The sequence below is a fragment of the Streptomyces sp. NPDC085927 genome (assembly GCF_044540975.1).
Lineage (GTDB): Bacteria > Actinomycetota > Actinomycetes > Streptomycetales > Streptomycetaceae > Streptomyces > Streptomyces hirsutus.
In genome coordinates this window covers 510,630-535,672 of sequence record NZ_JBITSN010000004.1, presented here as the reverse complement: position 1 = coordinate 535,672, position 25,043 = coordinate 510,630, and the positions used below count along the sequence as shown (strand labels likewise).

General features: G+C 72.3%; 26 protein-coding genes. 9 read left to right on the top strand and 17 right to left on the bottom strand.

Translation table 11 applies throughout. The features are described 5' to 3' along the window. Window positions 1–208: 208 nt before the first annotated feature. Window positions 209–664 (bottom strand): ATP-binding protein, encoded by a 456-nt coding sequence (locus ACIF80_RS14330; RefSeq protein WP_399803790.1) that lies wholly within the window; start codon window positions 662–664, stop codon window positions 209–211. A 199-nt stretch (window positions 665–863) separates the two neighbouring features. On the opposite strand from ACIF80_RS14330, the gene ACIF80_RS14325 reads away from it, so the two are divergent. Together ACIF80_RS14325 and ACIF80_RS14320 are read left to right on the top strand one after the other, a co-directional pair. After that, complete coding sequence (locus ACIF80_RS14325; RefSeq protein WP_399803788.1) at window positions 864–1,448, top strand: PRC-barrel domain-containing protein; 585 nt, start codon at window positions 864–866, stop codon at window positions 1,446–1,448. Next, a complete protein-coding gene (locus ACIF80_RS14320; RefSeq protein WP_399803785.1) occupies window positions 1,445–1,903 on the top strand; it encodes a PRC-barrel domain-containing protein in 459 nt (152 codons plus the stop codon). The genes ACIF80_RS14325 and ACIF80_RS14320 overlap by 4 nt, the downstream gene beginning before the upstream one ends. Before the next feature lie 7 nt (window positions 1,904–1,910). Here the strand turns inward: ACIF80_RS14320 and ACIF80_RS14315 are convergent, their stop codons facing one another. Continuing rightward, on the bottom strand, window positions 1,911–3,158 hold the full coding sequence (locus ACIF80_RS14315; protein WP_399803782.1) for a DUF6777 domain-containing protein: 1,248 nt from the start codon (window positions 3,156–3,158) through the stop codon (window positions 1,911–1,913). Window positions 3,159–3,326: 168 nt separating this feature from the next. Here ACIF80_RS14315 and ACIF80_RS14310 point away from each other — a divergent pair, with 168 nt between their 5' ends. Next, window positions 3,327–4,583: a streptophobe family protein gene (locus tag ACIF80_RS14310; protein ID WP_399803780.1), complete on the top strand. Its 1,257-nt coding sequence runs from the start codon at window positions 3,327–3,329 to the stop codon at window positions 4,581–4,583. A gap of 80 nt (window positions 4,584–4,663) precedes the next feature. On the opposite strand, the gene ACIF80_RS14305 is transcribed toward ACIF80_RS14310, so the two are convergent. From ACIF80_RS14305 to mgrA, 5 genes are all read right to left on the bottom strand, one after another. Beyond that, the gene (locus tag ACIF80_RS14305) at window positions 4,664–5,749 is read right to left on the bottom strand and encodes a serine/threonine-protein kinase (RefSeq protein ID WP_399803777.1); all 1,086 of its coding nucleotides are present in this window, start codon (window positions 5,747–5,749) and stop codon (window positions 4,664–4,666) included. Continuing rightward, a complete protein-coding gene (locus ACIF80_RS14300) occupies window positions 5,746–6,381 on the bottom strand; it encodes a hypothetical protein (RefSeq protein WP_399803774.1) in 636 nt (211 codons plus the stop codon). The genes ACIF80_RS14305 and ACIF80_RS14300 overlap by 4 nt, the downstream gene beginning before the upstream one ends. A 5-nt stretch (window positions 6,382–6,386) precedes the next feature. Next, window positions 6,387–8,717, bottom strand: coding sequence for an FHA domain-containing protein (locus tag ACIF80_RS14295; RefSeq protein WP_399803771.1), 2,331 nt, complete (start codon window positions 8,715–8,717; stop codon window positions 6,387–6,389). A gap of 63 nt (window positions 8,718–8,780) precedes the next feature. After that, window positions 8,781–9,191 (bottom strand): hypothetical protein, encoded by a 411-nt coding sequence (locus tag ACIF80_RS14290; protein ID WP_399803768.1) that lies wholly within the window; start codon window positions 9,189–9,191, stop codon window positions 8,781–8,783. Window positions 9,192–9,489: 298 nt separating this feature from the next. Beyond that, on the bottom strand, window positions 9,490–10,482 hold the full coding sequence (gene mgrA / locus ACIF80_RS14285; RefSeq protein ID WP_399803766.1) for an L-glyceraldehyde 3-phosphate reductase: 993 nt from the start codon (window positions 10,480–10,482) through the stop codon (window positions 9,490–9,492). Between the two features lie 144 nt (window positions 10,483–10,626). On the opposite strand from mgrA, the gene ACIF80_RS14280 reads away from it, so the two are divergent. Continuing rightward, window positions 10,627–11,511 carry a LysR substrate-binding domain-containing protein gene (locus ACIF80_RS14280; RefSeq protein WP_399803763.1) on the top strand — a complete coding sequence of 295 codons (885 nt, stop codon included), beginning with the start codon at window positions 10,627–10,629 and terminating at the stop codon, window positions 11,509–11,511. A gap of 124 nt (window positions 11,512–11,635) precedes the next feature. Then, window positions 11,636–12,151 (top strand): DUF664 domain-containing protein, encoded by a 516-nt coding sequence (locus tag ACIF80_RS14275; RefSeq protein ID WP_399803760.1) that lies wholly within the window; start codon window positions 11,636–11,638, stop codon window positions 12,149–12,151. Here the strand turns inward: ACIF80_RS14275 and ACIF80_RS14270 are convergent. Both ACIF80_RS14270 and ACIF80_RS14265 read right to left on the bottom strand, forming a co-directional pair. Beyond that, the gene (locus ACIF80_RS14270) at window positions 12,133–13,209 is read right to left on the bottom strand and encodes an adenosine deaminase (RefSeq protein ID WP_399803758.1); all 1,077 of its coding nucleotides are present in this window, start codon (window positions 13,207–13,209) and stop codon (window positions 12,133–12,135) included. The two genes, ACIF80_RS14275 and ACIF80_RS14270, sit on opposite strands and share 19 nt — an antisense overlap. Window positions 13,210–13,294: 85 nt before the next feature. Further along, window positions 13,295–13,690 carry a VOC family protein gene (locus ACIF80_RS14265; protein ID WP_399803755.1) on the bottom strand — a complete coding sequence of 132 codons (396 nt, stop codon included), beginning with the start codon at window positions 13,688–13,690 and terminating at the stop codon, window positions 13,295–13,297. A gap of 154 nt (window positions 13,691–13,844) precedes the next feature. Between ACIF80_RS14265 and ACIF80_RS14260 the strand changes: the two genes are divergently transcribed. Continuing rightward, complete coding sequence (locus ACIF80_RS14260) at window positions 13,845–14,306, top strand: pyridoxamine 5'-phosphate oxidase family protein (protein ID WP_399803752.1); 462 nt, start codon at window positions 13,845–13,847, stop codon at window positions 14,304–14,306. A 48-nt stretch (window positions 14,307–14,354) separates the two neighbouring features. Here ACIF80_RS14260 and ACIF80_RS14255 read toward each other — a convergent pair whose 3' ends face one another. The 8 genes from ACIF80_RS14255 to ACIF80_RS14220 form a co-directional block, all read right to left on the bottom strand. After that, entirely contained in the window at window positions 14,355–15,734 is a 1,380-nt protein-coding gene (locus ACIF80_RS14255) for a phospholipase (RefSeq protein WP_399803749.1), read from the bottom strand. Between the two features lie 119 nt (window positions 15,735–15,853). Next, window positions 15,854–16,756: a glycoside hydrolase family 19 protein gene (locus tag ACIF80_RS14250; protein WP_399803746.1), complete on the bottom strand. Its 903-nt coding sequence runs from the start codon at window positions 16,754–16,756 to the stop codon at window positions 15,854–15,856. Window positions 16,757–17,029: 273 nt separating this feature from the next. Continuing rightward, complete coding sequence (locus ACIF80_RS14245; protein WP_399803744.1) at window positions 17,030–18,178, bottom strand: LLM class flavin-dependent oxidoreductase; 1,149 nt, start codon at window positions 18,176–18,178, stop codon at window positions 17,030–17,032. Window positions 18,179–18,204: 26 nt separating this feature from the next. Next, window positions 18,205–19,398, bottom strand: a complete 1,194-nt coding sequence (locus ACIF80_RS14240) for an SfnB family sulfur acquisition oxidoreductase (protein WP_399803741.1) — start codon at window positions 19,396–19,398, stop codon at window positions 18,205–18,207. Continuing rightward, the gene (ssuE, locus tag ACIF80_RS14235; RefSeq protein ID WP_351127419.1) at window positions 19,395–19,955 is read right to left on the bottom strand and encodes an NADPH-dependent FMN reductase; all 561 of its coding nucleotides are present in this window, start codon (window positions 19,953–19,955) and stop codon (window positions 19,395–19,397) included. The genes ACIF80_RS14240 and ssuE overlap by 4 nt, the downstream gene beginning before the upstream one ends. A 172-nt stretch (window positions 19,956–20,127) precedes the next feature. After that, on the bottom strand, window positions 20,128–21,345 hold the full coding sequence (locus ACIF80_RS14230) for an acyl-CoA dehydrogenase family protein (RefSeq protein WP_399803738.1): 1,218 nt from the start codon (window positions 21,343–21,345) through the stop codon (window positions 20,128–20,130). Between the two features lie 49 nt (window positions 21,346–21,394). Next, window positions 21,395–22,513, bottom strand: a complete 1,119-nt coding sequence (sfnG, locus tag ACIF80_RS14225) for a dimethylsulfone monooxygenase SfnG (RefSeq protein WP_399803735.1) — start codon at window positions 22,511–22,513, stop codon at window positions 21,395–21,397. Window positions 22,514–22,695: 182 nt separating this feature from the next. Next, the gene (locus ACIF80_RS14220; RefSeq protein WP_350851021.1) at window positions 22,696–22,779 is read right to left on the bottom strand and encodes a putative leader peptide; all 84 of its coding nucleotides are present in this window, start codon (window positions 22,777–22,779) and stop codon (window positions 22,696–22,698) included. A gap of 137 nt (window positions 22,780–22,916) precedes the next feature. Here ACIF80_RS14220 and ACIF80_RS14215 point away from each other — a divergent pair, with 137 nt between their 5' ends. From ACIF80_RS14215 to ACIF80_RS14205, 3 genes are all read left to right on the top strand, one after another. Then, on the top strand, window positions 22,917–23,864 hold the full coding sequence (locus tag ACIF80_RS14215) for a LysR family transcriptional regulator (RefSeq protein WP_399803732.1): 948 nt from the start codon (window positions 22,917–22,919) through the stop codon (window positions 23,862–23,864). Window positions 23,865–23,983: 119 nt separating this feature from the next. Continuing rightward, window positions 23,984–24,424, top strand: coding sequence for an SPW repeat protein (locus ACIF80_RS14210; RefSeq protein ID WP_399803729.1), 441 nt, complete (start codon window positions 23,984–23,986; stop codon window positions 24,422–24,424). A gap of 157 nt (window positions 24,425–24,581) precedes the next feature. Beyond that, the gene (locus tag ACIF80_RS14205; protein ID WP_399803726.1) at window positions 24,582–24,845 is read left to right on the top strand and encodes a GlsB/YeaQ/YmgE family stress response membrane protein; all 264 of its coding nucleotides are present in this window, start codon (window positions 24,582–24,584) and stop codon (window positions 24,843–24,845) included. Window positions 24,846–25,043: the final 198 nt, after the last annotated feature.

Below are 25,043 nucleotides of genomic sequence, written 5' to 3'. Positions count from 1 at the left end.
CGCCTTACCACGGGCTAATTGGGCGGTGTGGGGGTGGTATTGTTGGGCGTGCTGGGCTCCGCCTGCGGGCTGGTAAACGGTATTCGGGCCCCGCCCCCCCCCCCGGGGGGGGGGGGCACGGCAGCCGCATTCCGTCACGTCGAGGTCCGGGATCCGGGGTCCGGCGCGTGCGGACCGTTCGGGGGCGCGCGCCGGCCGCCGGTGCCGTTCAGCCGGCGTCGAAGTTCAGCACCGCGCGGACACACTTTCCGACCGGTACCCGCTCCACGAGGATGTCGCGCGCCAGAGCCTGCACGATCTCCAGGCCGTGGCAGCCGATGCGCTCGGGATCGCGGGGGTAGATACGGGGCAGCGTGCCGCTGCTGTCGTAGACGGCGACCGTGATCGCTTCGTCCGTACCCTCCAGCTCCAGGATGTACGGGCCGTTGCTGTGCCGGTCGGCGTTGGTGACCAGTTCGCTCACGACCAGGAGTGCCGCGCCGTCGGTCCGCTCGCCGATCGTGGCGCACCACTCGGTCCTGAGCTGCTCCAGGAACAGCGACGCGAAGGCACGCGCCTCGGCGATGCACCCCGGCTCGCCGGTGAAGTGTGCTGACCGCCGTAGCGGTTCCACGGGTACGTCGAAACCAGTTGGTATCACTGCCCCGTCCAGGTGATCGATCATGCGCTTCTCTCTGCGAAGCCGGGCCGGCCGGACGAGCCGGACGATCTGCACTGATGCACGTACCCCGAGTTCGGCTGCTCAGTCCCCCGATCGGTGTTCGCCGCGCCACAGAGCGGGAACCCGGTCTCAGCGGGGCGTGGGCGGGTTCCGGGACATGCGGGAAGGACGACGGCACGGGGCGGCAGCGGGAAGGCGACCGATGAGCGAGCTGTTGGCGGTGCGGAGCCTGGCGACGCTGCCCGTGGTGACGCTGGGCGGCGATGCCGTCGCCCATGTCAAGGACACCGTCCTCGACGCCGGGGCCGGGTGCATCACCGGCTTCACCCTCACCGGCCGGACCCTGCTGTCGGGCTCGCTCCCCCGCGACCTGCCCTGGCCGGCGGTGCACTCCCTCGGCCACCACGCGGTCATGGTCCGCGACAAGAAGGCACTGTGCGACCTGCCCCTGTCGGTGGCCCGCCGCGACGCCCTGCGCGGGCGGCTGCTCGGTGCGCAGGTCCTCACCGACGAGGGCGACCGGCTCGGCACGGTGCTCGACGTCCTGGTCGAGGGCGGCACCAGCGGCCGGATCGTCGCCTTCCGGTTCGCCGCGCACCGGGAGCTGGTGCCGGGTTCGAGGCACCGGCGGCACCGGGTGTACGTGCCGCGCGGTGAGGCGGTGTCCGTCTCCGGCCGGTCGCTGGTCATCCCCGCGCACGCCACCACCTACGTCACCGACGACCTGCCGGACCTCATGGCACGGGTCGGCGCGTTCCACGCCCGGCGGACGGGCGCACCGCCGTGATGCTGTTCTCCCGGCTGCGAGGGCTTCCGGTACTGGCCCCGGGAGAGGGGACCCGGCTGGGCGTCGTACGGGCGCTGACGGTCGACGCGGCGTCCGGCACCGTCACGCACGTACGGGTACGGCGCGGACGGCTGCGCGGGGACGCCGCCCTGGCCTGGGACGCCCTGGACGCCGTCGCCCCGGACATGCTGATCGCGGCCCCGTCCTCCGTCCTGGCCGTGGCCCCGCCGCATCACGATCTGCTCGGCCGCAGGGTGCTCACCGAGGACGGCGAGGAGCGCGGCACCGTGCTCGACGCGGCGTTCGACCCGCTCACCGCCCGTATCGAGGCGGTCCTGACGACGATCGGCGAACTGCCGGCCGAGCGGCTGCTGGGGCTGGGCGACCACGCTCTGGTGGTACGGGGGCGCAGGACAGCGCGTGACCAGGGCCGGTCCGGCCGGTCATTCCCCTGATGAATCCCTAGGTGGTACCGCTCGTGGCGTCGCCCGTGAGGCCGCCCGTGCCGTTGTCGGCGGTGGAGTCCGGCGCGTCGTTCGTGGTGCCGGACTCCACCGGGGGCGGCGTTCGAGGGCCGGACGTCGGCCCGCCGGTCGTCGGGTCGCTGCCCCCGGGATCGCTCGACGGTGGCTCCCCGGAGGGCTCGCCCCCGCCCGTCGTCGGCCCGGAGCCGGGGGTGGACGGGGTGGCCGACGGGGACGTGTCGGGCGACGGCGAGGGGGACGTGTCACCCGGCTGCGGGCTCTGCCCGTCCGGTGGCTTCGTGGGGCGGTCCTTGCCGCCCGTGTCGCCCCGCTCCCGCTCGAACCAGCCGCCGTCGGTGTCGCGGACCACGAACCTCTCGATGTCCCGCGGAGCGGGGTCGACCACGACGGCCTTCGAGGGGGAGTAGCCCGGCCAGGGGGTGCCGGTGTAGCGGGGGTCGGACTGCTCGACCGGCTCGGTCAGCGGGTTGCCGCAGGCGCAGCGGACCCGGGGGACGCCACGGGCGTCGACGAGCACGGCCGTGCCCGCCTGGAGGACGGCCTGGTATTCCGTGGCGGCGCCGTCGCGGTATCCGTGGTTGGTGACCCTGGTGTCCAGCCGGAGTTGCAGCGGGGTCAGCGAGCGCAGGTACGAGGGGACCTCGGAGGACTCGACGCCGGCCACCGAGGCGAACGCCTCGTTCTTCGCCGGCACCTCCCGGAGGTACTTGATCTGCTGCTCCACGTCGCAGCTGGAGACGTCGCGGGTGCCGCCGTACAGGCCGGGTGCGCCCCCGCGGACACCGCGCACCTCGGTGGCCGGAGAGGACTCGGACGCCGACCCGGTGGACGGGGCGCCGGTGGTGGGCGGGGCGGAGGCCGTGGGCGGCGCGGAGCCGTCCTCGGCCGTCGACTCGGTGAACGGGTCGGGGCCGGCCGCGTTCGCGGCCTGGAGGAAGACCTCGCCGCCGCCCGCCTCGGATCCGCCGTCGGTGCGGGTGAGCACCACGGCGAGGACCACGGCCACCGCCATGGCCGCGACGAGCACCCCGAGACCGGGCACGGACCTCCACCACGGCCGTCGGCCTCGCCCGGGCGGCCCCGTGCCGCCGCCCCCGTCTCCCCCGCCCGCTCCGCCCGGCGGGGGCGGCGGGGGCGGGCCCGAGGACGGAGGCGGGGAGGAGTCCGACAGAGGCCCGGAGGGGGGTCCGGAGGGCCGGCCGGAGGACGGCGGTTCGACGGTCACGAGCCCTTCCTCCCACCGCGGCTTCAGGAGATGACCACCAGGTCGGTATCGACATGACGATTCTTCCGTTACGGGTTCATTGTGTGCCCCGGCGGTGCGCCCGCCGCAAGCCGACGCGGACGGACCTCCCCGCAGGCGCCCCGTGCGGAGGCTGCTTAGCGTGCAGGGGTGAGTTCACGCACCCTCTCCGACCTGGCGGTCCCCCGCCACGGCTGGGCGCAGGCCCTCGTCACGGTGCTGGGCGGGCTGATCACCATGGGTCTGGTGGCCGCGCTCGGACTGTGGGCGGCCGGTGCCACGGACCTTCCGGACGGTTCGTTCCCCATGGTGCTCGCTGCCACCGTCGTCACGGCCGTCGGCGGGTCGGTGGACCTGGCCGGCGACGCGAGCGGCCTGGCCGGTGCGGAGGGCGGCCTGACCGTCATGCCGCTGTCCGTCACTCTCACCGGCGCCCTGTTCATCGGCTGGGGCTTTCTGCGCCCGTTGCGCCACCGGGCCGTCGCCGGGACGCCGGAGCTTGCCGGGTGGGCCGGGAGGATCGTCGCCCTGTGGCTGATCGCCCTGCTCTGCCTGGCGTTCACCGCCCGGCACACGTTCGAGATCTCCCTCGGGGAAGGCGCCCTGGACGATCTCGGTGATCTGTTCGGGGTCTCCCCCGAGATCGGCTTCGCCGCCGATGTGCCGCTGACCGTTCTCGTCGGCCTGCTCTGGCTGGCGGGCGTCCTGGTGCTGGCCCTGCTGGTGTCGCGCGGCGCCCCGCTGCCGGGCCGGCTGCTCCGGTTCCAGTCGGCGGTACGGCCCGCGGCGCACGCGATGCTGCAACTGCTGCTCGCCTCCGTCGTCATCGGTGGCGTGATCGCGCTGGTCGTCGCGGCGACGCGGGGGCGCCCGGCGGAGACGTTCGCCGTGCTCCTGCTGGGCCTGCCCAACCTGGCCTGGCTCGCGCTGACCATCGGGCTGGGCGCCACCTGGGACGGCAGGGTGGAAGGCCCCTTCGGACTGCCCATGCCGCACGTCCTCGACGAGGTGCTGCGGACCGAGGACGTCTCGGCGCTGAACCTGAGCACGCTCGCCGAGCACGACGGCAGGGTGTGGTGGCTGCCGGTGGCCGACGCGGTCCTGCTGCTGGCCGTGGCGTTCGTGATGGCGGCCCTGTCACCGGCCCGGGTCCGGGCCTGGCAGCACGCCGTGCATCTGGCGGTGGCGCTCGCGCTGGCGGTCCTGATGATCTGCCTGGTCGGCCGGATCTCCGCCCGGCTCGGCCTGTCCGTGCTCGGCATCGACGACCTGGGCACGGGACTCTCCGGTCAGGTCCTGCTGAAACCGCGTCTGCCGGTCGCGCTGGGGCTGGCCCTCCTGTGGGGTCTGGTCGCCGGCTTCGCGGGCGCGCTGCTGGCCCGGAGGACGCGCCGCCGGACCGGCTGACGGGGGCGGACGGCTGACAGCGTCGGGGGGGCGACGGGTCCAACAAGTCCGACGGGTCGGACGGGGCCTCCCGGAAGGCCCTAGGCCCGCGCCGGCCCGAACACCGGTTGTGCCCAGGCCGGTGGGGGCCGTGGCGCGTCCCGCCGCGTCTCTCCTCCCGCCGGCGCGGCTCCGCTCCGGCCCTCGACGGCGTTTCCGCTCCCGCCTCCGCCCGTGCTCCCGTTCCGGCTTCCGCGCAGGTCCACGCGGGTGACGGGGTGCTGCCCCTCGGGGGCGGTCGTGGTGCCGCCCCCCGTGACGGCGGCGCGCAGGGCGGCGACGAGGTCCAGGCAGGACGCGTACCGGTCCTCGGGGCTCTTCGCCAGCGCCTTGGCGAGGACGGCGTCGGTCTGCGGGGGGAGATCGGGGCGTACGGCGGTCAGGGGCGGCGGCTCGTCGTACTGGTGGGCCCAGAGCAGGGCCATGTCGTCGTCCCGGCGGAAGGGCGGGTGGCCGGCGAGGGTCTCGTGGACGACGCAGGCGAACCCGTAGACGTCGCAGCGGGCGTCGACCGGACGCCCGGAGATCTGTTCCGGGGCCACGTAGTCGAGCGTGCCGACGAACTGGCCGACGGTGGTGAACCCCGTCAGGGACAGGGACTTCTTGGTCAGGCCGAAGTCGGTGAGGTAGACGTGCTCGGGGTGGTCGCTGTCGGTGCCGCGGGCGACCAGGATGTTGCCGGGCTTGACGTCCCGGTGGACCAGGCCGTGCTCGTGGGCGGCGTCGAGCGCCGAGGCCACCTGCACGGCGATGCGCAGCGCGGTGCGGGACGGCAGGGGTCCCTCGCGGTCGAGGAGGTGGCGCAGGTCGCTGCCTTCGACGTACCGCATGGCGATGTAGAGGATGCCGTCCGTCTCCCCGGCCTCGAAGACGGGGACGATGTGCGGGTGGTCGATGGCGGCGGCGGTGCGGGACTCGTGGGTGAAGCGGCGGCGGAAGACGTCGTTGCGGGCGAGTTCCGGGGCGAGCAGTTTCAGGGCGACGGTGCGGTCCAGGCGCAGGTCCCGGGCGCGGTAGACGACGGCCATGCCGCCACGGCCGATCTCGCGCTCGATGCGGTAGCCGGCGACCTGCTGTCCCGTCAGCTCGGAGGGCCGGCCGGCGAACAGGCCGGCGTCGTGTGTCATCGGACGTCACGGTCCGGGGAGGGGCCCGAGGTGACGGCGCGGGTGGGTTCGGCGGGCACGGCCCGGGTGGGGGCGTGTCCGGGGGACGCGGAGGCGTCGGGGGCCTCGGAGACACCGGGGACGCGCGGCGGGTCGTCGGCGGGCGGGTCGTCGGCGGCGTAGGTGTGCAGCCGGGTGCCGTCGGTGTAGACCCAGCGGCCGTGGTCGGAGTCGTAGAGCCACAGGGACTCCCCGTCGACGACGAGGCCGGCGCGCAGTCCCCGGGTGCGTGCGCGGAACCCCTCGCCGTCGAGGCGGCCGTCGGCCAGTGCCTCGACGGCCGCCCGGTAGCCGGCCAGGGCCTCCTCGGCCCGGGCCAGCAACGGCTGGGGATCGACGGTGCGGGCCAGGGGTGCTTCGGAGGCGGGCGGCTCCTGGGGCACCGCGACCAGCAGGCGGCCGTCGACCCAGGCCGACCAGCCGTTGGAGCACAGCACCTGCCCCCAGTCCCCGCGCCGCCCGACCAGCCGGACCGGCAGCAGCGGGTCGAGGCCGACGGTGGGCCCGGCGGGGTCGGGCGCCTCCCAGGCCGGCATGCCGTCGCCCGGTACGACGTGGGTGGGCCGGAATCCGGACGTGGACGGGGTCGTCATGAGCCTCACCTCCGCATCACGGCGGGTTCGTGGCGGCGCAGCAGCCGCGACACGGCGAACGCGAACAGCGCCGAAAGGACCAGCAGCATCGCCACGTTGAGCAGCCACACTCCCGGGGAGTGCTGGAAGAGCGGGTCCGCGGTGATCTCCCCCGGGGTGATCCGGGCCAGGCCGACGGTGCCGGCCATCGCGCCGAACGCCCAGCGCGAGGGCACCAGCCAGGACAACTGCTCCAGGACGGGCACCCCGTCCAGTTTCAGCAGGGCACCGCAGAAGACGACCTGGACGATGGCCAGCAGCACCAGCAGCGGCATCGTCACCTCCTCCTTGCGCACCAGCGCGGAGACGAGCAGGCCGAGCATCATGGCGGTGAAGCCGAGCAGGGCCACGGCCACCGTGATCTCCACCAGGGGCGGCATCAGCACGCCTTCACCACCTGGTGCGCCGAGGTCGACCCCGAGCAGGGCGACCAGGGTGAGCACCACCGCCTGCAGCACGGTGACCGTGCCCAGCACGATGATCTTCGACATCAGGTACGCCGATCTGGACAGGCCGACGGCCCGTTCGCGCCGGTGGACCGGGCGTTCCTTGACGAGTTCCCGCACGGCGTTGGCGGCGCCCGTGAGGACGGCGCCGACGCACAGGATGAGCAGGGCGTTCATCGCGGTGCTCCGGGTCAGGGTGCCGCCGGCCAGGGCACGGGCCATCGCCCCCATCACGAAGGGCAGCGCGATCATGATGGCGAGGAACGTGCGGTCCGCGCCGAGCACGGCGGTGTACCGGCGTACGAGGGTGCCGAGCTGTGCTGTGCGGCTGCGCGGCCGGGGCGGCGGGGCGACGGTGACCGGGCCGGCCGTCTGCTGCCGGGGCTGGGCGGTGGCGTCGTCGATGTACCTGCCGTGGAAGGGCGAGGCGCGGTAGTCGCCCGCCCAGTCGCGGTCCTGGTCGCGCTCGAAGGCCTCGAAGGCCTCCGGCCACTGCTCGAATCCGAAGAACGCGAGGGCGTCCTCGGGCGGTCCGTAGTAGGCGACGCGTCCTCCGGGGGCGAGCACGAGGAGCCGGTCGCACACGTCCAGGCTGAGGACGCTGTGGGTGACGACGATGACGGTGCGGCCGTCGTCGGCCAGGGCGCGCAGCATGTGCATCACCGAGCGGTCCATTCCCGGATCCAGGCCGGAGGTCGGCTCGTCGAGGAACAGCAGGGACGGCTTGGTGAGGAGTTCCAGGGCGACGCTGACGCGTTTGCGCTGACCGCCGGAGAGGCTGTGCACGGGCTGCTCCGCCCGCTGTTCCAGGCCGAGTTCGCGGATGACCTCGTCGACCCGGGAGCGGCGCTCGGCCTTGGCGGTGTCCTGGGGGAAGCGGAGTTCGGCGGCGTAGGACAGGGCGCTGCGGACGGTGAGCTGGGCGTGCAGGATGTCGTCCTGCGGGACGAGGCCGATGCGCTGGCGCAGTTCGGCGTAGTCGCGGTAGAGGTCGCGGCCGTCGTAGAGGACGGTGCCGCGGTCGGCGGGGCGCTGTCCGGTGAGGGCGTTGAGGAGGGTGGACTTGCCCGCGCCGCTCGGGCCGACCACGGCGAGCAGGCACTTCTCCCCCACCGGGAACGACACCTGGTCGAGCAGGGTCCTGCGGCCGTGGTCGACGACGACGGTGAGGTCCTGCACGTCGAGGGAGATCTCTCCGGTGTCGACGTACTCCTGGAGTTCGTCGCCGACGAGGCAGAGCGCGGAATGGCCGATGCCGACGATGTCGCCGGGGCCGACCGGGGCACTGGTGACGGGCCCGCCGTTGAGGTAGGTGCCGTTGTGGCTGCCGAGGTCGGCGATCTCGTACGTCCCGTCGGGCAGCGCCCTCAGCTCGGCGTGCCGGCGGGAGACCACGAGATCGTCGATGACGAGGTCGTTGTCGGCGGCGCGGCCGATGCGGACGGTGCGGGTGGGCAGCGGACGTACGGTGGTGGGCCGCCGGTAGGTGCCGGTCAGGGCGGGGCTCGAGACGGCGGAGAGGCGTTCGGGGGCGGGCGCCGGCCGGTCGGTCAGGACGGCACTCGGTCCGTCCTGGGGGCTGCCGAAGCGGATGACACTGCCGGGGCCCACGTCCCTCACGTGCACGCGGTGGCCGTCGGTGTAGGTGCCGTTGGTGCTGCTCTCGTCCTCGACGGTCCAGTGGCCGTCAACGGGGTGGAGCACCGCGTGGTGCCAGGAGACCCGGGCGTCGTCCATGACGATGTCGCTCAACGGGTCGCGTCCGACATGGTAGTCGCGGACCGGGCTCATCAGGGTGGAGCCGCTGTCGGTCTCCACGAGGAGCTCCGGTGCGACCGGCCGCTCGACCATGCCTGGATTCTACCGATTGGCCCGTTCGAGTGCCTGACGTGGCAGGTGGGGCGGGGGCGTGGATCAGGCGACGGGGACGCCCAGGACCGGGGCCGCGCGCTGCATCCGCAGGGCGTCCACGGACTCGGCCAGGAGCTCGTACTCGGTGGTGTCGTCACCGGTGGCGAGGCGCACCATCTGTCCGGCGGCCAGGGCCTCGGCCATTTCCTCCTGGCGGGCGACGTCGCCGCACCAGGCACGCAGCACGGCGGGCACGTCGGGCGTCCCGTCGGCGACGGGGACGAGCGCGCCCGGGGGTAAGTGCTCGGCCTCCGGCTGCGGGTCGAGGCGCTCGGCGATCCAGGAGGCGCGGTCGCGCAGCCACCACAGGGCGAGGGCCAGGGTGGGAGCGCGGTACGTGCCGAGGGGTACACCGATGCGGCGGCCGTCGCAGACTCCGTACGCCGTGACGTGGCACAGGAACTCGTCGTGCACGATTCTCTCCCCCGGTTGCGTTGCCCGTCGGCCGACCGGGCTCGCTCTCCGGTGGGTCGCGTGCTGTGCGTGAGGGCGCCGTTGCGCGGGGTGAAGCGCTCTCGTTGTCGAGTATGTTCACCGCTGAATCACTGTCACCATGCCTTTCCGGCCACTCTCCTGGCATATTCGCCCCTCTTGTTGGCCGGAACGGTGTGTGCGGCGCCCCGCACGGCGGGGAGCGGACCCGGCACGGCTCCGGCCGCGCCGTCACGACGTGGACGACGCGGCCGGTGAGGATCTGCCCCGGACGCCGGTCCTACTGCTTGACGACGGCGTCGATGCGGGCCAGTTCGTCCGCGTCGAAGTCGAGGTTGCGGGTGGCCGCGACGCTGTCCTCCAACTGCTGCGGGCTGCTCGCCCCGACCAGGGCCGAGGTCACACGTCCGCCTCGCAGCACCCAGGCGAGCGCCATCTGCGCGAGGGTCTGGCCGCGGGACCCGGCGATCTCGTTCAGCGTGCGCAGCCGCTCCACCAGCTCACCGGTGACGGCGTCGGTGTCCAGGAACGGGCTGTCGCTCGCGGCCCGGGAGTCCTCGGGGATGCCGTCGAGGTAGCGGGCGGTCAGCAGACCCTGTTCCAGCGGGGAGTAGGCGATGGAGCCGACCTGGAGCTCGTCCAGGGCGTCCAGCAGGCCCTCGTCCTCCGGGCGCCGGTCGAGCACCGAGTAGCGGGGCTGGTGGATCAGCAGCGGGGTGCCCAGCTCGCCCAGGATGCGGGCGGCCTCGCGGGTCTGCTCCGCGGAGTAGTTGGAGACGCCGACGTAGAGCGCCTTGCCCTGCTGGACCGCCGAATGCAGGGCCCCCATCGTCTCCTCCAGCGGAGTCCCGGGGTCGAAGCGGTGCGAGTAGAAGATGTCGACGTGGTCGAGGCCCATGCGGTCCAGGCTCTGGTCGAGCGAGGACAGCAGGTACTTGCGGGAGCCCCATTCGCCGTACGGACCTGGCCACATCAGGTAGCCGGCCTTGGTGGAGATCACCAGCTCGTCGCGGTACGGCGCGAAGTCCGCGCGCAGGGCCTCGCCGAGGGCCGACTCGGCGGCACCGGGGGGCGGGCCGTAGTTGTTGGCGAGGTCGAAGTGGGTGACACCGAGGTCGAAGGCGCGGCGCAGGATGGCGCGCTGGGTCTCGACGGGGCGGTCGGGACCGAAGTTGTGCCACAGGCCGAGCGAGAGCGCGGGAAGCCTGAGCCCGCTGCGTCCGGTGCGCCGGTAGGGCAGGTCCGCGTAACGGTCGGGGTGCGGGGTGTACAACGCGACTCCAGGGGGTTGGTGCACAGAGGGGGTACACGGGCGTCCGGCTCCGTGGAACCAGAACCGGGTTCCACTCTGTCGCGGTCCGCGGGCAGCGGTCCAACAGAAGAATCCGATGGAATTCAGCGAATACGCTTCTCAATCATGGAACTGCGTCACCTTCAGCATTTTGTTGCCGTCGCCGAGGACCAGCACTTCACCCGCGCGGCGGAGCGGCTGCTGGTCTCCCAGTCGGGCCTTTCGGCGTCGATCCGTTCCCTGGAGCGCGAGCTGCAGACACCGTTGTTCGTCCGGACGACCCGGAGGGTGACCCTCACCGAGGCCGGCCGGGCGCTGCTGGTGGAGGCCGAGCGGATCCTGGCGCAGGTGCGGGCGGCGCACGAGGCGGTGGCCGCGGTCCAGGGAGTGCTGCGCGGCACGCTCGCTCTGGGCGCCGAGCAGTGCATCGCCGGGGTGCATCCGGCGGAACTGCTGGCCGATTTCCGGCGGCGTCATCCGGACGTGGAGATCCGGCTGCGGCAAGGGGGCTCGGCGGCACTGGCGGAGGAGGTCGCGGCGGGACGACTCGACCTGGCCTTCGCCTACCGGACCCACACGGACCCCGACCAGTTGCGTTCGGTGGCCCTCACCAGCGAGCCGATGACCGTGCTCTGCCATCCCGATCACCGCCTGGCGCGGGCCGGGGCGCCGGTGACCCCGCACGATCTGGGCGGCGAGGTGTTCGTGGACTTCCATCCCGACTGGGGCCCGCGCCGCGCCACCGACACCGCGTTCGCCACCGCCGGGGTACGGCGCACGGTGGCGCTGGAGGTGAACGACGTGCACAGTCTGCTGGACCTGGTCGACGAGAACCTCGGCATCGCCGTCGTCCCCCAGCATTTCCGGCACAAGCGCGCGGCGCTGACCGCGCTGCCGCTGAAGGACACCGGCGAGTCGGTGTACGAGAGTGTGGTGCTGGTCCCGCCCGAGGAGGCGACCAGCCCGGCGGCGCGGGCGCTGATGGCTCTGCTGGACGGCGGGGAGGCGTAGCGGCCCGGCGCGCGGGGAAGGACGGCGCACGGCCGCGCACGGCCGGCGGAGTGCGCACGTCCGGCGGGGCGCGCGGGGCGGCGAACAGGGAGCGCACGACGGCGGGATGCGCGAGGGTGGTCCCATGCTTGCCAAGGACATCCTCATCGACGGCTACGGCAGAATCCGCGAAGAGGTCCACGCCGCCGTGGCCGGGCTCGGCCCCGAGGCCCTGAACACTCCGCCGGCCCCGGGCGCCAACTCCGTCACCTGGCTGGTCTGGCACCTCACCCGGGTCCAGGACGACCATGTCGCGGACGCCTTCGGGCTCAACCAGGTGTGGCTCGCCCAGGGCTTCGAGGAGCGGTTCGCGCTCGGCCTGCCCCGCCACGACACCGGGTACGGCCACACCCCGGAGCGGGTCGCCGAGGTGCGGGTCGGCTCGGGCGACCTCCTCACCGGCTACTACGACGCGGTGCACGAGCAGACCCTGGACGCCCTGCGTGCACTGGCCGCCAAGGACCTGGAGCGCATCGTGGACGAGCGCTGGGATCCGCCGGTGAGCCTGGGGGTGCGCCTGGTCAGCGTCCTGTCCGACGATCTCCAGCACGCCGGACAGGCCGCCTACGTACGGGGACTGCTTCAGCGCACGGAGTCGTAGCCGGGCAGGACCACGTCCCTGAGCAGGGCGTTGCGCTCGTCGAACGGGAGGAACGCGCTCTTGACGGCGTTCACCGTGACGGTCCGCAGGTCCTCGACGGTCCAGCCGGCCTGCTCCACCAGCAGGGCCATCTCACGAGTCATCGTGGTGCCGGACACCAGCCGGTTGTCCGTGTTGAGGGTGACCCGGAAGCCGAGGTCCTTCAACGCGGTGATGGGGTGCGTGGCGATCGAACCGGAGGCCCCGGTCTGGAGGTTGGAGGTGGGGCACATCTCCAGCGCGATACGGCGGTCGCGGACCCAGTCCGCGAGCCGGCCGAGCTTGCCGTCGACGATGTCCTCGGTGATCCGCACGCCGTGACCGATGCGCTGGGCCCCGCACAGCTGGACGGCCTGGTGGATGCTGGGCAGGCCGTGGGCCTCGCCGGCGTGAATGGTGAACGGCACGCTCTCGCGGCGCAGGTGCTCGAAGGCGTCCAGGTGATCGGCGGCGGGGAAGCCGTCCTCGGCACCGGCGATGTCGAAGCCCACGACGCCCGCGTCCCGGAACGCCACCACCAGGTCGGCGACCTCCCGGGTCCGGTCGAACATCCGCATGCCGCACAGCAGCGTTCCGACCCGCACCGGCGTCCCCGCTGCGGCGGCCTTGGCCATACCGGCCGCGAGGCCCTCCTGCACCGCCTCGACCACCTCGGGCAGGGTCAGTCCGCCCTTCGTCATCAGCTCGGGGGCGTAGCGGACCTCGCCGTAGACGACACCGTCGGCGGCGAGGTCGAGCACGTACTCCTCGGCGGTGCGCAGCAGTCCCTCGCGGGTCTGCATGACGGCGAGGGTGTGCTCGAAGGTGGCTATGTAGCGCACCAGGTCACCGGAGCCGGCGGCCTCGACGTACCAGGCGGCGAGCTCGTCCGGGTCGGTGGTGGGCAGGGTGTGGCCGGCCGCGTCCGCGAGCTCCACCACGGTGGCCGGCCGCAGGCCGCCGTCGAGGTGGTCGTGCAGCACGGCCTTGGGGAGCCGGCGGAGGGTGTCGGTGTCGGGGGTGATGCGGGGCGCGGTCATGGGCGGGCGTTCCTCAGCGGTTCGGTGTCGGTGGCGGAATCGGTGGCGGAAGGGGGAGCGGAATCGGTGGCGATGCCGGTGTGGATCAGCCGGCGGGCTGGAGCAGGTCCCAGCGGTTGCCGTACAGGTCCTGGAAGACGGCGACCGAGCCGTACGGTTCGTGGCGCGGGCTCTCCAGGAAGGTCACGCCCGCGGCCGTCGTCCGCGCGTGGTCGCGTGCGAAGTCGTCGGTGTGCAGGAAGAAGCCGACGCGCCCGCCGGTCTGGTCACCGGTCCGGGCGCGCCGGCCGTCGCCCTCGGCGCGGGCGAGCAGCAGGCCGGTGCCGGCGCCGCCCGCGTCCGGTTCGACGACGACGACCCAGCGGGAGCCGTCGGGCCGGAGGGTGTCCTCGTCGAGCCGGAAGCCGAGGGCCTCGGTGGAGAAGCGGATCGCCTCGTCGTAGTCGTCGACGACCAGGCTGACCAGGGCGACACGTCTCATCGGGACCTCTTCGGGGTGGGATCGATCGGCAGAGGTTATACGTAAAACGTAAGTGGGCGCCAGTTCCCCTCCCGGCAGCGCCCGGGACCTGGGCCCGAAGACCTACGACGCCGGCCCGAGGCGTCCGGGCGGATCGCCCGGCTACCGTCCGCGCATGGAGATCACCGAGTCACCGCAGCGGAGCAGGGAGCAGCGCAGAAGCGATGTCCTGGACCGCCTGGAGCGGGAGACGGACATCTGGGTGGCCTCGGCGGACGCCGAGGGGCTGCCCTGCCTGGTGCCGCTGTGGTTCGTGTGGGACGGCGAGGCCGTCTGGCTGGCGACCCGGCCCGCCAACCCCACCGGCCGCAATCTGGGGGAGAGCGGCCGGGCCCGGCTGGCGTTCGGCGACACGCGGGACGTCGTCCTGATCGACGGCGTGGTGGAGACGTACGACGCACGGGGGGTGCCGCCGGCGGCGGCGGAGGCGTTCCGGGAGAAGACCGGCTGGGATCCGCGGGCGGGCCGGGCCGTCTACGCGTTCTTCCGGGTACTCCCCCGGGCGGTCCAGGCCTGGTGCGAGGAGCACGAACTGCCGAAGCGGCATCTCATGCGGGACGGAATCTGGCTGGCGTAGGGCGCCGCGGCGCCGGACCCGCATCGGCCCTCCGTGCTCCGCACCGGGCTACGGGTACGTGTAGGTGTTGAGGGCGTCGACGGCGGACGCCGGGTCGCCGAGGTCGTAGCGGTCGACGGCGAGGAAGTTGGGCTTCTTGCGGGCGGCGGGCTGGCAGAACCTGCGGGCGCGGTCGGCGAGTTTGCCGTTGTCCGTGCGGGCCGTACCGTCGACCGGGGCGTCCCGGAAGTGGTTCATGACGAAGAGGGGACGGAAGCCCGGTTCGGTGCGGGTGAGCGGGATGTTGGTACCGGCGTCGTACCAGCGGCTGTAGCAGGACCAGTCGGAGGCGCCGACGCCGGACCCCATGGACCAGTGATTTTCGACGGTCCACTCGCGCTGGTACATGACGCCGAAGCCGTCCCGGGTCAGCCCGGCGGACTGGTCGGCGGAGCGGCTGTGGTCACTGAAGATCAGCAGCCGCTGTCCGGTGGCGGTCATGTCCGCCAGCGTCGGCCATCCCTTCTCCCGTACGCCGCTGCGGTCCGGCCGGTAGAGCACGTCCGACAGGCCGTTGACGCGGGCGAGTTCGGCGCGCAGCACGCCGGGGTCGACGTAGTCCTCCAGGAACACGGTGACGACCTGGTCGGGGTGGGCCTTGAGGAAGTCGACCATGCGCTGGAGGTCGACCCGGAGCGCGACGGGCCTGCTGACCAGGGTGCAGCTGTTGTGGCAGAGGATCGCGCCGTCCGGGGTCTGGTGGATGTCCAGCATGAATCCGCGTACGCCGTCGGCGAGTTGGCGTTCGATGCCCCGCGTCTGGTTGGGGAAGAGGTTGACGAAGGGCGGGGCGAAGCCGCCGTCGACTCCGTTGGCGTAGGCGTTGTGCGAGGTGAGGAAGGTGACCTGGTCCAGGGTGCGGCTGTCCCGGGGCGGCATGGGGCGGGTGACGGGAGAGACCGGGGTGAGATACCAGTGGGCGAGGTCCGAGGAGCCTGCGGAGACGGCGAGTCGGGCGGGGTGGCTGGCGCCGGAGGGTCTGGGGGCGACCGTGAGGCGCCGGTCGGTGCCGGATGCGCCGAGTGTGTACCGGTCGGCACCGGCGGGGGTGATGTCCCAGGCGGCGTCGGCGCTCGCGCAGGGGACGGTCCCGGCCTGGTCGCCGACGCGGCCCAGACAGGTGCCCGGGGTGTCCGTGTTCTCCAGGAGGGAGGAGGCGCCGTTCGGGCGCAGGTTCCACTGCTGGTGGTCCTCGTTGCCGCGGGGCCGGTGCTGCTCGACGGATCCGGCGCCGGCGGCCGCGTTCAGGCCTGTGGCCGCGCTCTGCACGTAGAAGGTGCCGGGCGCCGGTACCGCGTCGGCCCCGGCCGCGGGAGTCGGCGCCACGACCGTCGCGAGAAGGGCGACGGCCGTGGCGGTCGTGGCGAGCAGGGCGTGGGGGGTGCGCATGGCGGGTGCCCTTCGTCCGAAGGATGACCGCGCGCCGCCCACGCACACGGAGTGGACGTGGACGGTACGCGGTCGGAGCAGATAGTCAGGGGCATGACACCATGCGCGGCCGTCCCGCGTCAGCAGTACAGGTTGCCACCGGGTGACGTCCCGAGGATCTGGGTGAACTGCTGATACGTGGTCACCCGGCTCTGCACCTGTCCGGGGTTGCGGCCGTCGCACTCGAGGGAGCCGTTGATGCTGCGGATCGTCTGGCCGAAGCCCGCCTGGTTGACCATGGCGTTGTGCGGGGTCATGGAGCCGGGGCCGGTCTGGGTGTTCCAGTACCACAGGGCCGTCTTCCAGGCCACGGAGGAGTCGTTCTGCACCAGCCAGGGGTTGCCCAGCAGATCGAGGCCCAGGGCGTCGCCCGCGGCCTTGTAGTTGAAGTTCCAGCTCAGCTGGATGGGCCCGCGCCCGTAGTAGGCGGCCTGACCGGCCGGGCAGCCGTAGGGCCGGCTCCAGTCGCAGTAGTGCGGGTAGTTGGCGGTGTTCTGCTCCACGATGTGCACCAGGCCGCCGGTTTCGTGGCTGGCGTTGGCGAGGAAGGCCGCGGCCTCCTGCTTCTTCACCGTGTCGCTGCCCGTGTTCGCGAAGCCGGGATAGGCGCTGAGGGCGGCGGTGAGCCCGCTGTACGTGTAGAAGGGGTTCCTGTTCGGGAACATCCGGTTGAACTGCGCCTCGGTCACGACGAAGGTGCCGACCGGGGTGCCGGGGCCGTTGTCACAGGAGTACGGCTCCCAGTACCAGGTACTGATGATCGGGTCGTAGCCCGGATTGCCGTGTTCGGCGATGTACGCCCGGCCGTCGGTGTAGCGGACGATGTCGCCGGCGTTGTACCACTGTCCGGCGACCCAGTTCGGGTAGCTGGAACACGCGGCGGCGGCCGAGGCGGCGGTGGCGGTCGCGGCGGGGAGGAGCACCGGTGCGCTGGCGGCGATGACGGCGGCGGCCAGGACACAGGAGATGCGGCGTCTCGACAAGGGATCAACTCCTAGGCGGGACACGGCCGCTCCCGAGCGAGGGCATGCCGGAGCGGAGTCTCGCCGCACGCGCCGGCGGGGCCGGCCACGGGGTGGGGGCGGCCGTGGTGGGGGTGTCGCCCTCACTCAACCGCATTGGTCTGTACCAGTCAAGTGTGCGGACCGGTCGGACCCCGAGGCCGGCCCCGGATGGCCAATTACCCATGTCCGAAAGGCCGGTTGGTCATCCCGAAGGGCCCCGCCGCACCCCTTCCGCCGCGTCCTCCCCTACCGCTACCGCGCGAACGGCACCTGGGCGGGGAGCGCGGGCGCCACGTCCTCCTGGAAGGGGTGCCGCCACAGCCCCTGCGCGGCGAGACGGGGCAGGACACCCTCGCCGAACCAGTACGCCTCCTCCAGGTGCGGGTAGCCGGAGAGGATGAACTCCTCTATGCCCAGGGCGTGATACTCCTTGATCCGCTCGGCGACCTCGTCGTGGCTGCCGACCAGGGCAGTGCCCGCGCCGCCGCGCACCAGCCCGATACCCGCCCAGAGGTTGGGGTGGATCTCCAGCCCGTCCCGGCTGCCACCGTGCAGGGCGAGCATGCGCCGCTGCCCCTCGGACTCGCTTCGGGCGAGTCCGGCCTGGACGGAGCGCACGGTCTCCCGGTCGAATCCGTCGAGCAGCCGGAACGCCTCGGACCAGGCCTGTTCGGCGGTGTCGCGGGTGATGACGTGCAGCCGGATGCCGAACCGCAGGGTGCGGCCCTCGCGGGCGGCGGCCGACCGCACCCGTTCGAGCTTCTCGGCGACCTGCGCGGGCGGCTCGCCCCAGGTGAGGTAGACGTCGACGTGCCGGGCGGCCACCTCCACGGCGACGGGCGAGGAACCGCCGAAATACACCTCGGGCACCGGGTCGGGCACCCGGGCCAGGGACGCGTCCTGCACGCTCAGGTGCTCCCCGTCCAGGCTGACGGTCTCACCTCCCCACAAGTCCCTTACGATCCGCAGGAATTCGTCGGTACGCCGGTAACGGGCGTCCTTGTCGAGGAAGTCGCCGTAGGCGCGCTGCTCATGGCTCTCGCCGCCGGTGACGACGTTGAGCAGGAGCCGTCCGCCGGTCTGCCGCTGGAAGGTGGAGGCCATCTGCGCGGCGAGCGTGGGCGAGACGAACCCGGGCCGGAAGGCGACCAGGAACTTCAGCCGTTCGGTGTGCCGGCTGACCATGGCGGTGGTCAGCCAGGCGTCCTCGCACCAGGCGCCGGTGGGAGTCAGGGCTCCCACGAAACCGAGCTGCTCCGCGGCACGGGCGATCTGGCTCAGATAGGCGACGGTCGGCGGCCGGTCCCGGCCCGAGGCGGACGCCGGGGTGCCGTGGCCGCCGCCGACGACATGGCGGCTGTCGCCGTTGGTGGGCAGGAACCAGTGGAAGGTGAGGGACACGAGGGGGCTCCGATCAAGTGCGTTCGTCAGAGGAGGCCGTGGCGGGGCGGCGGGGTTCCGCTCAGCACGTACCGGCCTATGTGCTGGATCTTCCAGCGCACCGGGTCGTGCAGGGTGTGGGTGCGGGCGTCGCGCCAGTGCCGGTGCAGATTCAGGGAGTCGAGGGCCGCGCGGGTGCCGGCGACCTCGAAGAGCGCGCCGGCCACCTCGACCGCGGTGTCGGCGGCGTGCGCCTTCGCGGCGGCCACCGCGATGGACGCCTCGGCGGCCGAGGCGTCGGTGAGGCCGGAGCGGGCGGTGTCCACGGCGCGGGCGGCCTCCCGCAGCAGCGCCTCCGACGCGCGTACGCGTACGGCGAGTTCACCGAACCGCTGGATGAGCAGGGGATCGTCGGCCGCGGCGTCGAAGCCGCTCTCGAACCAGGGGCGGCTCTTCGTCCGGACGAACTCGGCGGCCTCCACCAGCGCTCCCCCGGCGATCCCCGCGTCGATCGCGGCGTGCAGCAACTGGGCCACGGCTCCGTGCAGTTGCGGGCCCCGGAAGGTGAGATGGTGCGGGAAGACCCGGTCGGCGGCCACCGGGACACCGTCCAGGCGCACGGTGCCGCTGGCCGTGGTCCGCTGCCCCATGCCGTCCCAGTCGTCGGTCACGGTGAGGCCCGGGGCGTCCCTCGGGACGAAGGCCACGTGCAGATGGTCGTCCTCGGCGCGGGCCAGGACGGGGATCCAGTCGGCGTAGAGGGCCCCGGTGGCGTAGTGCTTGACGCCCTTGAGGACGTACGACCCGTCCGGCCGGGGTTCCAGGCGGGTGCGGATGTCCTGGACGTGCCGGGTGCCCGCCTCGGACTGGGCGTTGCCGAGGCGGGCACCCGCGAGCAGTTCCGTGAAGAAGAACGCGCGCTGTGCTTCCGTACCCTGACGGCGGATCACGTTGACGTAGACGAAGTGGCTCTGCGGGATCTGGGAGAGGCTGGCGTCGGCCGCGGCCAGCAGCCGGAAGATCTCCGCCAGGGTCTCCTGGCTCACGTCCGCCCCGCCGTACTCGGCCGGGACGGTGACGGCGAGCAGACCGGACGAGGCCAGCCGGTCCACCTCCGCACGCGGCAGCCGGCGTTCGGCGTCGCGCGCGGAGGCCTCCGCGCGGAACTCCTCGGCCAGGGCGGCGGCGACGGCGAGCGCTTCCGCGTCGTCGGCGATGACGTGTGCGGTGCCCCCGCTCAACTCGCGACCGCCAGCGTCGCCGGGGCGGCGGGGCGCAGGGCCGCCGAGAACTGGTCGACCACCTGGGCGAGGGCCTCGGCGGCGCCCTGAGCGACGGCCAGCGAGCCGTCGTCGTGCACGGTGATGTCCTTGTCGAGGGTGAACCAGCCCTGCACGATGTGGGCCGCGCCCATGGAGTTCAGGACCGGGCGCAGGGCGTAGTCGATGGCCAGGACGTGGGCGGTGGTACCGCCGGTGGCCAGCGGCAGCACCGTCTTGCCGGTCAGCGCGTACTGCGGCAGCAGGTCGAGGAGCGCCTTGAGGACACCGGAGTACGACGCCTTGTAGACGGGAGTGCCGACGACCACGCCGTCGGCACGGGCGAACAGTTCGGCGGCCTCGACGACGGCAGGGTGGCGGAAGTCCGCGCCGAGCAGCGCCTCGGCGGGGAGGGTGCGCACGTCGAGCGGGATCACCTCGTGTCCCTGCGCGGTCAGCCGCTGGTCCAGGTGGCGCAGCAGCCTGTTGGTACGGGAGGAGGCGGAGGGACTGCCGGAGACGGACAGGACGGTGGCCATGGGACCTCTTTCGGAAGGCTCGGAATTCGGAAGGCTCAGGGCTCACTGCTCAGGGCTCAGGGCTCACGCAGGCTCCGTGAGGTTTCCGGGAGCCCTGAGGCCAGGAGGTGCGGAGGCCGGGAGGGTGAGGGCGCCCGCGCCCCGCGGGCGCCCCGGGGGCGCCCCGCGGGCGTCAGGAGTACCAGGTGGGTTCGGGCAGTTCGCCCTCGAGGACCCAGCGTCCGACCTCCCGGCGCTTGTAGGCGACCGGGTCGTGCAGCGTGTGGGTGCGGATGTTGCGCCAGAACCGGTCGAGTCCCTCGGCCGTGGTGGTGGAGCGGGCGCCGGTCACCTCGAAGACGCGGCTCGCGATCTCCAGGGCGGTATCGGTGGCGCGGGCCTTGACCGCGGCGACCCGCACCTCGAAGTCGCCGCGTGCCTGCTCGGTGACCGCGTCGGGGTCGTCGTGCAGTTTCTGCCCCTCGGCGGCGACGGCGTCGGCCAGGGCCTCGACCGCCCACAGCTTCGCGGTGAGGTCGCCGTAGGTGTCGATGACGTACGGCTCGTCGACCGCGCGGTCGTGGCCGCCGTGCAGCCAGGGCCGGGTCCTGGTACGGGTGTAGGTGGCCGCCGTCTCCAGCGCGCCGGCCGCGATGCCGAGGTAGAAGCTGACGAAGACCAGCTGGATGGTGGGGACGTTGAGGGTGTTGTAGACGCGCGGCCGGAACTCCTTGCCGACGTATCCGGCCGCGGACGACCAGGGGGTGCGGACCCCGTCGATGGTGACGCTGCCGCTCTCGGTGAGCCGCTGGCCGATGTTGTCCCAGTCGTCGTGGAAGGTCAGTCCCGCGCTGTCCGAGGGCACGATCGCGAAGACGTGCCGGCCGGTCCCCTCCAGGACACCCTCCAGAACGGTGACGTCGGAGACCCTGCTGCCGGTGGAGAAGGACTTGCGGCCGGTGAAGACCAGGTCGTCGCCGTCCTCGGTGACCACGACGTCCCGGTCGCGCGGGTTGACGGCGCCGCCGAAGAACCAGCGGTTCCGAGCGGCCTCCGCCTCCACGTGCTCCCACTGCTCACGGGTGCCGACCAGCCGGGCCGCCCAGTTCCACAGGTAGTGGTAGCCGAGGAGCTGACCGAGGGAACCGTCGGCCTTGGCGATCTCCCGGATCACCCGGTAGGCGGTGATCCAGTTCTGCCCTCCGCCGCCGTGTTCGACGGGACCGAGCAGGGTGACGAGGCCCGAGTCCTTCAGCAGCCGGACCTCCTCGTGCGGAGCGGCGCCCGCACGGTCGCGGGCGGCGGCATCCGTGGCGAGGACGGCGGCGACGGCCGCGGCGCGGGCGATCCAGTCCTCGGCGGTGCGCGGAGCGGGGCGGACGTGCCAGTCGGCGGGTGTGAGGGTGCTCATCGGTTCGGCCTTTCTCGCGGGCGTGTTCGTGGCGGTGGTCGTGGGGCGGTCAGGCCCGGACGGGCACGGAGTCGGTGGCGGCGGGAAGGGCCGCCTCCAGTTCGCGCACCAGGGGCAGGACGCGGCGGCCGAAGTACTCGACCTCCTCGTGGTAGTGCAGGAAGCCGAGGAGAAGGAGGTCCACGCCGAGCCGCTTGTAGGCGACGATCCGCTCCGCGATCTGCTCCGGGGTACCGATCAGCCCGGTGCGGAAGCCGTCGTTGTACTGGACCAGGTCCTCGAACGTGGAGTCCTGCCACATGCCCTTGCCGTCGGCCGTGGACCTGCCGGCCTGCTTGACGGCGGCACCGAAGCCCTCGACGGCCTCGGAGTCGGCCTTGGCGACGATCTCCCGGAGGGTCTCGCGGGCCTCGGCCTCGGTGTCGCGGGCGATGAGGAATCCGTTGAGGCCGAACTTCGGGGGCCTGCGGCCGGCCAGGGCAGCGGCCCGGTGGACGTCCGCGATCTGTTCGACGACCCCGTCGTGGTCCCGGCCGTTGGAGAAATACCAGTCGGAGACCCGGCCGGCCATGGCGCGGGCGGCGGTGGAGTTGCCGCCCTGGAAAATCTCCGGGTGCGGACGCTCCTGGGTGCTCAGCGGCTTGGGTTTGAGCGAGAAGTCGCGCAACCGGTAGAAGTCACCGGCGAGTTCGGCGTGGTCCTCGGTCCAGATGGTACGCAGGGCACGGATGAACTCCTCGGAGCGGCGGTAGCGTTCGTCGTGTTCCAGCCAGGGCTCGCCGAGGGCGGTGAACTCGCCTTTGAACCAGCCGCTGACCACGTTGACCGCGAAGCGGCCGTTCGACAGGTGGTCGGCGGTCGCGCCGAGCTTGGCGAGGACACCCGGGTGCCAGAGCCCGGGGTGGACGGCGGCGATCACTTTCAGACGCTCGGTGGCCAGCAGCAGCGCGAGGCTGAAACCGGTGGACTCATGCTGGTATTCGGCACCGTAGCTGGCCATGTAACGCACCTGGCTGAGGGCGTAGTCGAAACCGTTGTTCTCGGCGAGGACTGCGAGTTCCCGGTTGTACTCGTATCCCCAGTCGGTGCGTTGCTCGATGGTGCTGGTGACCAGGCCGCCGCTGACATTGGGGACCCAGTAGGCGAATTTCACGGGATCTGCGGGCATGCGGAACTCCTGTTGCGAAATGCAGAGGTGTGCAAGTCAGGGGTGTGAGGCAGGGGTGCGAGCGCTCCGAATTCACTCGGCGCGAAAAGTGCGCGGAGTTCGGGCGGTGCGGGGAGAGAGCACGCGCGAGGGCGCCGAAGGCGGCTACGACGTGCGGAACGGGCGGCGGCGGATCGGGGGGATCAGGCCGCGACGCGACAGGAGGCGCTGGAAACGCGCGCGAGGTCGACGTGGCGTCGCCGCGTGAGGTCCAGTCGCTTCGTCATGCCGTCGATCGTGGCAGCCCTCGGTCGTGACCGTCAAGGAAAACCCGACCGTTCTCGCATGACGGACCATTGAATTTCACGAACATGTGACAGGGAAACCCTTGAACAGGCCGGGAATGCATCCCCATTCTGTCGCCATGCGGACGGAACAGCTGGAATACATCGCAGCCGTGACCCGGCTGGGTTCACTGCGCCGGGCGGCGGAGGAACTGCGGCTCTCCCAGCCCGCGCTGAGCGAGACCGTACGGAATCTTGAACGCGAACTGGGCGTCGATCTCCTGGAACGCAAGCGCTCCGGAGCGACGATGAGCGCGGCGGGGCAGGAGCTGCTGCCCCACATCGTCGACATCCTGGACGCGGTGGACCGGCTGCGCGCGGCAGCGGGCGAACAGCACCGCATCCGGCGGATGGTGCGCGTCGGCACGGTCAACGCGGCGACCGTGTCCCTGCTGATGCCGGTCGTGCGGGAGTTCCGGGCCGAGCATCCGCTCACCCAGGTCGAGGTGGTCGGCGCGCAGCAGTCGGACATCCACCGGGCACTGCTGGAGGGCGGTTTCGATCTCGGGCTGGTGAACCACCTGGAGGGCGACGACATGCCGGCCGAGTTCGAGTCCGTCGAGCTGCTGCGCGGCCGGCCCGTGGTGTGTCTGCGGGCGGACAGCCCGCTGGCGGCCCGGGCGGAGGTGTCGCCGGACGAGCTGCTCACCGAGCCCTTGATCGCGATGCGCTCGGGCTATGTGATGCACCGCTACGTGCACCGGCTCCTGGAGGGCCGTTCACCGGCGTTCGCGTACTCCACCGACGGCGCGGAGATGGGCAAGCTGATGGTCGCCGAAGGGCTCGGCGTGACGGTCCTGCCGGAGTTCAGTGTCGTCGGGGATCCGCTGGAGCGGCAGGGTGCGATCGTGTGCCGGCCGCTGGCGGGCGACCGGGTGCGGGTGCTGCTCATGCTGCGAAGGCGCAGGTCGGAGGCTGTACCGCTGGCGGCCCGCGCCCTGCACGACACTTTCGTGCGCCAGGCCCGGCGCCTGGGCGGCGATACCGGCCCGGGCCCGCGGGGCGGAGGAGGCCGGGACGGACCGTAGCAAGCTCCCCGCCCCGGCCTCTACGCATAAAGGAAAAATAAGCGCAGAATGACTCAAAGCGATGCTTGCCGCATATCGCCCCGGAAGCGGTCAGGCCTGCCGGTAGAAGGAGACGACTCATGGCCGACGTCTCGCATTCCCGCAGTGACATCACGGGCCACCCCGATGCTCCAGAAATGCGGGCGCGGTACGACCGTGTGCTCGGCGGCCGTGATGTGGTCCTGGTGGACGGGCCGGTCTTCCTGCTCGGCCTCTACTGTGCGGTGTCCCCCTGGGTACTCCACTACACGACGAGTCAGCCCGCGCTCGCGCCCCACAACCTGGTCGTCGGCATTGCGATCGGTCTGCTCGCCCTCGGCTTCACCGCCGCGCCGACGCGCATGTACGGCCTCAGCGGAGCCATGTGCGCCCTCGGCGTGTGGATGATCGTGTCCCCGTGGATCGTCGGCGCCAATCCGGACGCGGGCGTCATCTGGAACAACATCATCATCGGCGCCCTGACCCTGCTGCTCGGCATCATGTGCGTCGGCACGGCGTCCAGGGGCACCTCGAGGACCTAGGCCGTCCCGGGAAGGAAACCCTCGAGCGCAGGCCGGTCCGCGTGCCCCGCGGACCGGCTTTCCCCTGTCCCGACCGGGAAAGGCCGGGCCGCGGGGACTGTCCCGGCCGACCGCGGGCACAAGCGCTGCAGCGGAGGTTCCGACAAGGAGGGGCGAGATGGAGATCGGCGGCATCATCAGTGCCATCATCATCGGCATAGTCATCGGCGTCCTGGGCCGGCTCGTGGTCCCGGGCCGCCAGCGCATCGGCATTCTGTGGACGATCCTCGTCGGCATCGTCGCCGCGCTCATCGGCTCGGCGATCGCCTCGGCGTTCGGGGTGGCCGACACCAAGGGCGTCGACTGGGTCGAGTGGCTCATCCAGATCGGCCTCGCCGCATTCGGTGTGGCCGCACTGGACCGGGTGAAGGTACGCCGCTGACGCCGAGGGCTGTCGGCGCGCGGACACACACGCACGCACGGACACGGACCGACACGCACGGACGGATGACGGACAACGGGCCCGGAACGGGTCCCGGACGGGTCCGGTGGGAGCACCACGAGGGTGCGGCCCACCGGGCCCTTTCGCGTGTGCCCCGGGGACGTCCGTGCGAGGCCCGGGACGGCCGGGACGTGCCGT

Bases quoted from the DNA above. Each gene is read 5' to 3' on its own strand.
- ACIF80_RS14265 (WP_399803755.1), bottom strand. From the start codon at position 13,690: ATGAGACGTGTCGCCCTGGTCAGCCTGGTCGTCGACGACTACGACGAG.
- ACIF80_RS14260 (WP_399803752.1), top strand. From the start codon at position 13,845: ATGGAGATCACCGAGTCACCGCAGCGGAGCAGGGAGCAGCGCAGAAGC.
- ACIF80_RS14270 (WP_399803758.1), bottom strand. From the start codon at position 13,209: ATGACCGCGCCCCGCATCACCCCCGACACCGACACCCTCCGCCGGCTC.
- ACIF80_RS14325 (WP_399803788.1), top strand. From the start codon at position 864: ATGAGCGAGCTGTTGGCGGTGCGGAGCCTGGCGACGCTGCCCGTGGTG.
- ACIF80_RS14330 (WP_399803790.1), bottom strand. From the start codon at position 664: ATGATCGATCACCTGGACGGGGCAGTGATACCAACTGGTTTCGACGTA.
- ACIF80_RS14220 (WP_350851021.1), bottom strand. From the start codon at position 22,779: ATGACGAAGCGACTGGACCTCACGCGGCGACGCCACGTCGACCTCGCG.
- ACIF80_RS14210 (WP_399803729.1), top strand. From the start codon at position 23,984: ATGGCCGACGTCTCGCATTCCCGCAGTGACATCACGGGCCACCCCGAT.
- sfnG (WP_399803735.1), bottom strand. From the start codon at position 22,513: ATGCCCGCAGATCCCGTGAAATTCGCCTACTGGGTCCCCAATGTCAGC.
- ACIF80_RS14275 (WP_399803760.1), top strand. From the start codon at position 11,636: ATGCTTGCCAAGGACATCCTCATCGACGGCTACGGCAGAATCCGCGAA.
- ACIF80_RS14205 (WP_399803726.1), top strand. From the start codon at position 24,582: ATGGAGATCGGCGGCATCATCAGTGCCATCATCATCGGCATAGTCATC.
- ACIF80_RS14215 (WP_399803732.1), top strand. From the start codon at position 22,917: ATGCGGACGGAACAGCTGGAATACATCGCAGCCGTGACCCGGCTGGGT.
- ACIF80_RS14295 (WP_399803771.1), bottom strand. From the start codon at position 8,717: ATGGTCGAGCGGCCGGTCGCACCGGAGCTCCTCGTGGAGACCGACAGC.
- ACIF80_RS14280 (WP_399803763.1), top strand. From the start codon at position 10,627: ATGGAACTGCGTCACCTTCAGCATTTTGTTGCCGTCGCCGAGGACCAG.
- ACIF80_RS14255 (WP_399803749.1), bottom strand. From the start codon at position 15,734: ATGCGCACCCCCCACGCCCTGCTCGCCACGACCGCCACGGCCGTCGCC.
- ACIF80_RS14300 (WP_399803774.1), bottom strand. From the start codon at position 6,381: ATGACGACCCCGTCCACGTCCGGATTCCGGCCCACCCACGTCGTACCG.
- ssuE (WP_351127419.1), bottom strand. From the start codon at position 19,955: ATGGCCACCGTCCTGTCCGTCTCCGGCAGTCCCTCCGCCTCCTCCCGT.
- ACIF80_RS14305 (WP_399803777.1), bottom strand. From the start codon at position 5,749: ATGACACACGACGCCGGCCTGTTCGCCGGCCGGCCCTCCGAGCTGACG.
- ACIF80_RS14230 (WP_399803738.1), bottom strand. From the start codon at position 21,345: ATGAGCACCCTCACACCCGCCGACTGGCACGTCCGCCCCGCTCCGCGC.